The organism is Chryseobacterium sp. Marseille-Q3244 (assembly GCF_940807095.1).
Lineage (GTDB): Bacteria > Bacteroidota > Bacteroidia > Flavobacteriales > Weeksellaceae > Chryseobacterium.
This window is the reverse complement of sequence record NZ_CALNWX010000015.1, coordinates 106,268-114,282: the sequence shown is the minus strand read 5'-3', so window position 1 is coordinate 114,282 and position 8,015 is coordinate 106,268. Positions and strand designations below refer to the sequence as shown.

Below are 8,015 nucleotides of genomic sequence, written 5' to 3'. Positions count from 1 at the left end.
ATATTGTCGTATAAGAAACATAAATAAAAAACTATGATAGTTATAGGATACTGTTAATTCAATCAAAGTATTCTATTTATTTTTACCAAAACCATCTAAACTGAAATGTAATGAGCGTAAAGTCAATCACTATAGCATTGTTGAGTTTTATTTTATCCTGCTGTTTTTCTGGATGTTCTTATTTAACCGATTTTTATATTCAAAACCTGACTGGAGCTAAGAAAATAATAAAGATCAATTATAATTATTCAGCCTCAAAAGTCATTAATAATGATCCTGCTAGTTTCGGATTTAATTATGAAAATAAAATATTATCTCCTAAAGCTTTTCGAAAAATCAAAAACCTGAAGTCTCTTGAAAAGATAGAAGTGAAAGATTCTGCTATTGTTTTGGAAGTTCAACCAAATTCCACAACAAGGATTGATAAAAGCCATAACGGAAGATGGAGGTATATGATTAAAAGTGTTGAGGTTGATGGAAAAGCTTTTAGCCCCGAAGAATTGAAGAATAAAACTAAGTTTATTAGTAAAGATTATGTTTATAAAATTGAATAAGCATTTTATGAGATATAATTTATTATTAACACTTAATAATAAACCTAACAGGTTTCTAAAACCTGTTAGGTTTATAAATCGGAACTCTTTTATCAACAATAATCCATAGTTTTGAAAACCACTTTATAATACACCCAAAATGAAATACAAATATTTAGTTTATATTCCTTTATTGACGATTGTTTCCTGTAATAAGTCTGAGCAAAAAGAGAAGACTTCCAATCCTGTGATTCCTAAAGAATCAGTCACTTTGGCATCAGAAAAAAGTCAGGGAGAGAAAGAAATATCCTGGAAAGGATTTTTGGATGGGAAAACTCCTGTGTTTATGCATTACCAGATTGATGGAAATGTAATTGTTGGTGAAATTACCTATCTGAATACTAAAAACAAATTACCAATAACACTTGTAGGAACCATTGATAGTGATAATAATTACAGGATTTTAGAATTTGAAAAATCGGGAAATATAACTGGTGTCATTACCGGAAAACCAACGGAAAGTGGTTTCAAAGGAAGTTGGTTTTCGCCGAAAACAAGAAAGGAGCTTACTCTTACCCTTATGAAGAAGGATACTGCTCTTGTTTCAAAAAGAATAGAAACAAACGTTGAAGATCTGTTCGGACGTTATCATTATCAATATAGTGAAGCAGGATATCAGGGAGATTTGGAAATTAAGAGATTACCAGATTCAAAAGCTGTTTTTGGAATAACATCCGTTACCGGAGAACCGGCAAGAAATCTTGCACAAATAGACGATGACACCATCAGTCTGAAAACAACCAATTTTACCTACAAACTGGCAGATGCCGATGATTGTGAATTTGGAGTCAGGTTTTACAAAGGATTTGCTGTCGTTCAGTATACCCAGGGAGTATGCAGCGGACAATTCGGAATGAATGCCACTATTGACGGAATATATTTGAAGACAAAATAATCAATAGTAGCTTGACTATTTATTGCTTCGGGGGTGAACAAAATAGGTAACATTATGATCAATAACAGATGGACAAAAAAGCAATAAAAATTCTACTCAAAACCATAAAAACTGCTCAGGATGAAAGCTTAAGTGACTGGTTTTACTGGGATCATTATATGCAGTATATTACCAGAGAAAACTTTGAGTACGCTAAGAAACATGGTGTAATGTATGAACAGGAAAATATCAATCATGATGAAATTTGCAGAAGAATTGAGGCTGCTGTAACTAAGATTGAAAAACAGGATGTTGTAAACGCTTTTCTTTACAGTTTAAGTACAAGACAATTAGAATATCGTTCTTTTTTGTCAAGTTATTGTATTGCAAAATCATTAGCGGAGCATAGTTTTACACCGAGCCCGGCTCCGAATGAAGGCATCTGTGCCGTCTGTGAACTTCATACATACGAATTCGAAGAACCGATTGAATTTAATACGATTAATTATTTTAAATATAAAGATGGTTCTTGTTTTGATAGTTTAATCCAAATCTTATTTGATCTGGAACAATTTCCAAAACTCCCTGTAGTGAAGCCTTGTGAGAATGATGACAAGATACTAAAAGAATTGAAAACGATTATTGAAACTTCAGAACCTGGCGATAGAGTTTCTCAACTTAAAAAATGAATTTCCAAAACATTCAAATCAAATGATGGGGAAAGAGTAGCTGTGTTGGAAATTTTGGGAGTTATTGGTGTTTTGCATGATGATGAGCATTTTGGGTATGCAGACCAGTATATTACTTATCCGGAAAGAGAGCATAGACCGATTAGGAATGATGATGTGGGGTATCCTGCCCGTTGGTGGCAAGGTAAATTTGGAATTGATACTGAAAAATGGAAATACTGGTTTGGAGAGAATTAATTGTACAGGTAAACCTATTGAATTTTTTTTTGCTGATTTATGTAAGAGGTTGTAAATTAGGGGATCATAAATACGTTATTCAATCTTTATGATAAATTGATCGAATTTCACCAAACTATAAAACAACCATGGCAGAATATTACGCAAAATCCAACGATTCTTTATCTTTTGAACTCACCCATAATGATAAATTGACAGGGAAAATTACCTATAAAAGTTGGTTTAATTTTAATGCTGTGATTGAGTTGGCCGACCATCAAAGTTATCAGATTGAGCCTAAAGGTTTTTGGGGAACAACCATTGAATTGAAAGATAATGAAAAGGTCCTTTTGAAATTCAGAATGAACTGGAATGGGGAAATCATAGTGCAGACCTATTTTGATGGGATAAAAGAAAGTTTTGTGTGCAAGCATCGTGGAATTTTTAAAGATTCATTTGTGCTTACCGATAAAGTAGGGATGGAACTCTTGGTGATGAAGCCTCAATTTAAATGGAATCTTCTGAATTATGAATACCAGATTAGTACTTGTGATGACTTTGAACAGTATCCGAATAAGGAAATACTTCTACTGACCTCATTACACTGCGCCAATTACTATATGTCTATGATGGTTGTGGTATAAAAGTACAGAAATTTTTAGTTAAAATATTTATATACATACAATGCTGAATGTATGCAGTATTGAAATAAAGGGTTTTTGGTTTTCCGGAAACCCTTTATTGATGGCCTTTGCCAAAATTTCAATTTTATGATTTGTGTCATATTTTTATTTAGAATTAATAAAAATAAAGTAATTTTGCGGCACTAAGCTTAATTATAAAAATGAAAAAAACTATTATTTCTGCATCATTATTAGCAGTCACCATGTTAAGTGCACAGGAAAGTGATACCCTTAAAGTAGCCGAAATCCAGTCCGTTTCCCTTCAGGGAACCCACAATTACAGAACCAAAAAATCCGAATCAGTAGCAAGACTTCCATTGGAGAACCTTGAAAATCCAACGGTTTACAATCTTGTTCCTAAAGAGATTATCAGTGAGATGAATGCTACAGATTTTAATACAGCTATGGCATCTGCTCCGGGAGTGGTGGTAAGCAATAGTGTTAACGACAGTGGAAATGACATTTTTCTGAGAGGATTCAGCTCGAATGCCAGTTTCAGAAATGGATTAATCCAAAACCCAAGAGTACAGTCGGAAATAGCGAATATTGAAAGAGTAGAGGTCATCAAAGGACCATCAGGAACCTTATTTGGAGGAACTTTGGCCAATTATGGCGGAGTTGTGAATATAGTGACCAAAAAACCACAGGAAAACTTTGGTGGAATTATTAACTATACCACTGGAAGCTGGGGAATGAACAGAATCACAGCAGATGTGAATACTCCTTTGAATAAAGAAAAAACAGCATTGGCAAGATTCAACGTAGCCGGTTATTCACAGGATTCTTTTCAGGATGCAGGATATAATAAAGGAGTATTCTTTTCAGGAAGTATCCTATACAAGGTAAGTGATAAAACTACAGTAACCTTAGATACAGAATTCCATGCACCGGAGAAAACATTGAATGCCTACGTGAGACAATCTGAAAAACTGACCCTTCACTCAATGAAAGATCTTTCTGCAATTCATGGCAGATCATTTACCAGTAATGATGTGGGCTCAAAAAGAACCAATTTTGTGACGATGGCTGAAGTTACCCATAAATTTAACGACCAATGGACTTCCAGAACATCTTACCAAAGAGGTGAAGCTAATGAGAAAGAATCTATCTTTTTGGTCTTAAACTATATGGATAATAACAGGGTGAGCAGAAGTATCCGACCGTTTGACAATTATAAGATTACCACAGATAATATTCAGCAGAATTTTATTGGTGATTTTAAAATCGGAGGCTTAAGAAACCGTTTGGTAGTAGGGTTAGATTATTTCCAGCAGACCAGCAAAAATCAATATCCGGTATTTACAGTAGGTAAAAATACAAACTCAGCTTTTGCTCCTTATCCTCTGAATGGAGTAATTGGAGAAAATTACGGTACTGAAAAAGGAAATGATATTGTTGCATTGAATGCTACTTCCGATTGGACTCCTATTTCCCGTGATGTGGTGAAAAAACTACCAAGAACCGCTACGAAATATGAAATTTCTCAATACAGTACATACAGTGCCTACGTTTCCAATGTATTAAATGTTACAGATAATTTTCTTGTAATGGCAAGTTTAAGAATGGATCATTACAAAAATGAAGATATTAAAAGAAATGGAGTAGCCGGAACCGAAGGATATAGCCAGACTCAATTCTCTCCAAAATTTGGTTTAGTGTATGAAATTAAAAAAGATGAAATTTCATTCTTTGCCAACTATGTGAACGGATTTAAAAATATTGCTCCAGGACCTAATCAGGATGGTGTTCTTACCAAATGGGATCCGGAACAGGGGAATCAGTTTGAGGCCGGATTCAAATTAGATCTGTTTGGTAAAAAATTATTATCAACCATTTCTTATTATAACATGAGAGTTAAAAATAGAGTCATTTTAGATCCGGGAGGCTTGGGAAGCAGACAGGATGGTAATATTAAAAACCAGGGGCTTGAAGTAGATATCGTAATCAATCCGGTAAAAGGATGGAACATCGTAGGAGGATATGGATTTAATGATAACCGCTATGATGACAGAAGTAAAGATGCAGGAAAGAGAGTGGCATGGGCGCCTAAACATGTGGCAAATCTATGGACAAGTTATAAAATAATGGATGGAACCTATGAAGGTCTTGGCTTCGGGGCAGGATTCAATTTTGTAGATAAAACGTATATCAATATCACAAACCATTTCCTTGCACCGTCCTATACGACAGTAGGAGCCACAGTTTTCTATGATAAGAAAAAATACAGAATCGGTCTGAAGATGAACAATGCTTTGAACCAAATGTACTGGAACTTCTACGGACAACCACAAAAACCAAGAGAATTCCTGGCCAATTTTGCATTTAAATTCTAATCTTTTTTAAAAACAAAAACAAGTTGTCTCAAACTTAAAGTTGATTGGAATAACGCAACGGCGCTAAAAGAACAAAGATTTTCAGCAGCAAAATAGTCCATCGGTATATTGATTTTTACAAATTTAAATAGGTTATGATATTGATTTTCAATCATTAGTGTAATCTGTGAAATCTGCGAGAGATAAAATCTTTGCGCCCTTGCGTTTTCCAACAATCATACTCAAAAGGCAACCTTTTTAGATATGGAAAATAAAAAAACGAACCCCAAGAAAAAACAGGGAAAATCCCTGACCAAAAGAATTACAGGATGGCTCCATCTCTGGCTCGGACTTGTTTCCGGGATTATTGTACTTACCGTTACGCTTTCCGGAACGGTTTTCGTCTTTTGTGATGAGATTGTTGACCTTTGTGCAGGAAGTGCCAAATATGTTCAGGCTCCAGTGAATGCAAAAAAAATGACACCGGAAGAATTACTGGTTAAATTTCATGAACAGGTTCCGGACAGAAAAGCTTTTTACTTTGATACTTACAGGGAAGCAGACCGAACATTCCGCGTAGCCTCTGCTACGAAACCTCCTAAAGATAAAAATGCTGAAAAAGCGGAGAAACCCAAAGGGAAAGGACGGGGCCCGAGAGGTGTTTTTGCTTATCATTATCTTGATCCTTACACCGGAAAAGTAATGGGCTCTACAAAAAGTTATGAGTTTTTCTATGTGGTAGCTCATATTCATGCCCAACTATTGGCAGGTAAATTCGGAAAAACAGTAGTAGGAGTAGCTTCTATTATATTTTTTATTCAATTGATCGGTGGACTGATTCTTTGGTGGCCAAAAAAATGGAACAAAACAACAAGAACAACCGCATTTAAGATCAAATCAGGTACAAAATGGCGCAGAAAGAATTACGATTTCCATAATGTTTTCGGATTTTATTCTCTGTTACCAGCAGTTTTTATTACAATTACAGGGCTGATTATGGCTTATAAAATTTTGACAGATCTTACCCAGGCTGCCTTTGGAGGAGTTGCTGATGCTCACAAGATTGCAGAAAAGTATGAGCCGAAATTTGATCCTGATAAAAAAGCATTGTCTTTCACTGATTTTATTGACAGAAGTTTGAAAGAAATTCCCCAGGCAAAGCAAGTCAGAATGAGTGTACCCCGTAAGGATTCTTCCACCGTTTACAATGTGGTAGCCGCTAAATTTATAGGCTTAAAAAGTATTGTAGACGGGAAAAGTAAAGAAGTCAATAAGTATACTGGAGACGAAATTAATTACCCAAAAGAAGTTCTGATGCATGAAGTGATTGAGCATATGAATTTTGATCTGCATGTAGGATATTGGGGGGGAATGTTCGGGAAAATCTTCACATTCGTTATCGGGATTATCTGTACCAGCCTTCCGGTTACCGGATTTTTAATCTGGTGGGGAAGAAGAAATAAATCAGGAAAAAAAGGAAAAGAAGTTAAAAATATTCATCAACACAGAAAAGAATCACATCATGAACAATTGGTTTAAAATTTTATATCTATTTGTATTTTCATTTTTCACATTGGGAAAAGCTCAGGAAAAGCTTATAATAGGAGAGAAGCAGACTTTATTTTCGAAGGTTTTGAATGAGAACAGGGAAATCTGGGTTCATCTGCCTAAAACATACATGGATACCACCATCAATCCGGCAAAATATCCGGTTATCTATCTTTTAGACGGTGAAATTAACTTTGAATACTATACGGGGTTAACGGATTTTATCGCGAGAACTCCTTATGCTGATATTCCGGAATGTATTGTTGTAGGAATTAAAAATACAGAACGCACAAGAGATCTTACCCCTACAAAATCACAAAAGAAAAGTCCGGTAAATCCTACAGTAACGCTTTTTGCGGACAGTGGCGGAAGCGAAAACTTTGTAAAATTCATGCAGGACGAACTGAAGCCTTTCATCAGTAAAAACTACAGAACACAGGAATATTCTGTTCTAGTGGGACATTCATTTGGCGGTTTGTTTGCTATCAATACTTTTCTTACCCATCCGGAATATTTCAATGCATTTGTAGCCAATGATCCGAGTTTATGGTGGGATAATGAAGTAACGATTTCAAGAACACAAAATTATCTGGAAAAAAATAAAAAGTTCCCTGCCCACAAATCTTTATACGTTTCTCAGGCTGATAATGAAGAACAGCAGAAAAACTGGAATTCTGATATGACACAAGCCATTGAGAAGTTTAAAGGGATCGTAGAGAAAAATGGGACTCTGAACTATAAACACCGTTTTTTTGAAGGCGAAACACATGGAACCGTTTCTTATCCTGGAAATTATGAAGCTTTAAAATTTATATTCAAAGGTTTCAGAACAGATATTAAGCAGCTTGCTAAGAATCCATCTTTATTGGAAACTGAATATAAAACATTTTCTGAAAAAATGGGGGCAGAATTCAAACCTTCAGAATCCTATCTGAATGTAGTTCTTAAATTTATGAAAAGTAATGATTTCAAAGAATCTGAAACTTATTTTATGAACCTTAAAAACAAACTTTATCCTAAGGTTAAATAATTGAAATATACTGTATATAGGATGAAATATGGGGTAGATTGATTTAAATTCAATGTACCCCATTTTTATT

At 34.8% G+C, this 8,015-nt stretch carries 8 protein-coding genes; all 8 read left to right on the top strand.

Going from position 1 to position 8,015, the window contains the following annotated elements; all coding sequences use genetic code 11:
- The first annotated feature begins 110 nt into the window (after positions 1 to 110).
- The 8 genes from NBX25_RS20410 to NBX25_RS20375 all read left to right on the top strand — a co-directional run bounded on the left by NBX25_RS20410 (position 111) and on the right by NBX25_RS20375 (position 7,945).
- The gene (locus NBX25_RS20410) at positions 111 to 554 is read left to right on the top strand and encodes a hypothetical protein (protein WP_250255228.1); all 444 of its coding nucleotides are present in this window, start codon (positions 111 to 113) and stop codon (positions 552 to 554) included.
- Positions 555 to 693: 139 nt separating this feature from the next.
- Positions 694 to 1,488 carry a hypothetical protein gene (locus NBX25_RS20405; protein WP_250255227.1) on the top strand — a complete coding sequence of 265 codons (795 nt, stop codon included), beginning with the start codon at positions 694 to 696 and terminating at the stop codon, positions 1,486 to 1,488.
- A 68-nt stretch (positions 1,489 to 1,556) separates the two neighbouring features.
- Positions 1,557 to 2,156, top strand: coding sequence for a hypothetical protein (locus NBX25_RS20400; protein WP_250255226.1), 600 nt, complete (start codon positions 1,557 to 1,559; stop codon positions 2,154 to 2,156).
- Between the two features lie 42 nt (positions 2,157 to 2,198).
- Complete coding sequence (locus tag NBX25_RS20395) at positions 2,199 to 2,393, top strand: hypothetical protein (RefSeq protein ID WP_250255225.1); 195 nt, start codon at positions 2,199 to 2,201, stop codon at positions 2,391 to 2,393.
- A gap of 128 nt (positions 2,394 to 2,521) precedes the next feature.
- Complete coding sequence (locus tag NBX25_RS20390; RefSeq protein WP_250255224.1) at positions 2,522 to 3,016, top strand: hypothetical protein; 495 nt, start codon at positions 2,522 to 2,524, stop codon at positions 3,014 to 3,016.
- 200 nt (positions 3,017 to 3,216) lie between these two features.
- Positions 3,217 to 5,388, top strand: coding sequence for a TonB-dependent siderophore receptor (locus tag NBX25_RS20385; protein WP_123908157.1), 2,172 nt, complete (start codon positions 3,217 to 3,219; stop codon positions 5,386 to 5,388).
- Positions 5,389 to 5,631: 243 nt separating this feature from the next.
- Positions 5,632 to 6,906 (top strand): PepSY-associated TM helix domain-containing protein, encoded by a 1,275-nt coding sequence (locus NBX25_RS20380; protein WP_250255223.1) that lies wholly within the window; start codon positions 5,632 to 5,634, stop codon positions 6,904 to 6,906.
- Positions 6,890 to 7,945, top strand: coding sequence for an alpha/beta hydrolase (locus tag NBX25_RS20375; protein WP_250255222.1), 1,056 nt, complete (start codon positions 6,890 to 6,892; stop codon positions 7,943 to 7,945). Before NBX25_RS20380 ends, NBX25_RS20375 begins: the two co-directional genes overlap by 17 nt.
- The last annotated feature ends 70 nt before the right edge of the window (positions 7,946 to 8,015 follow it).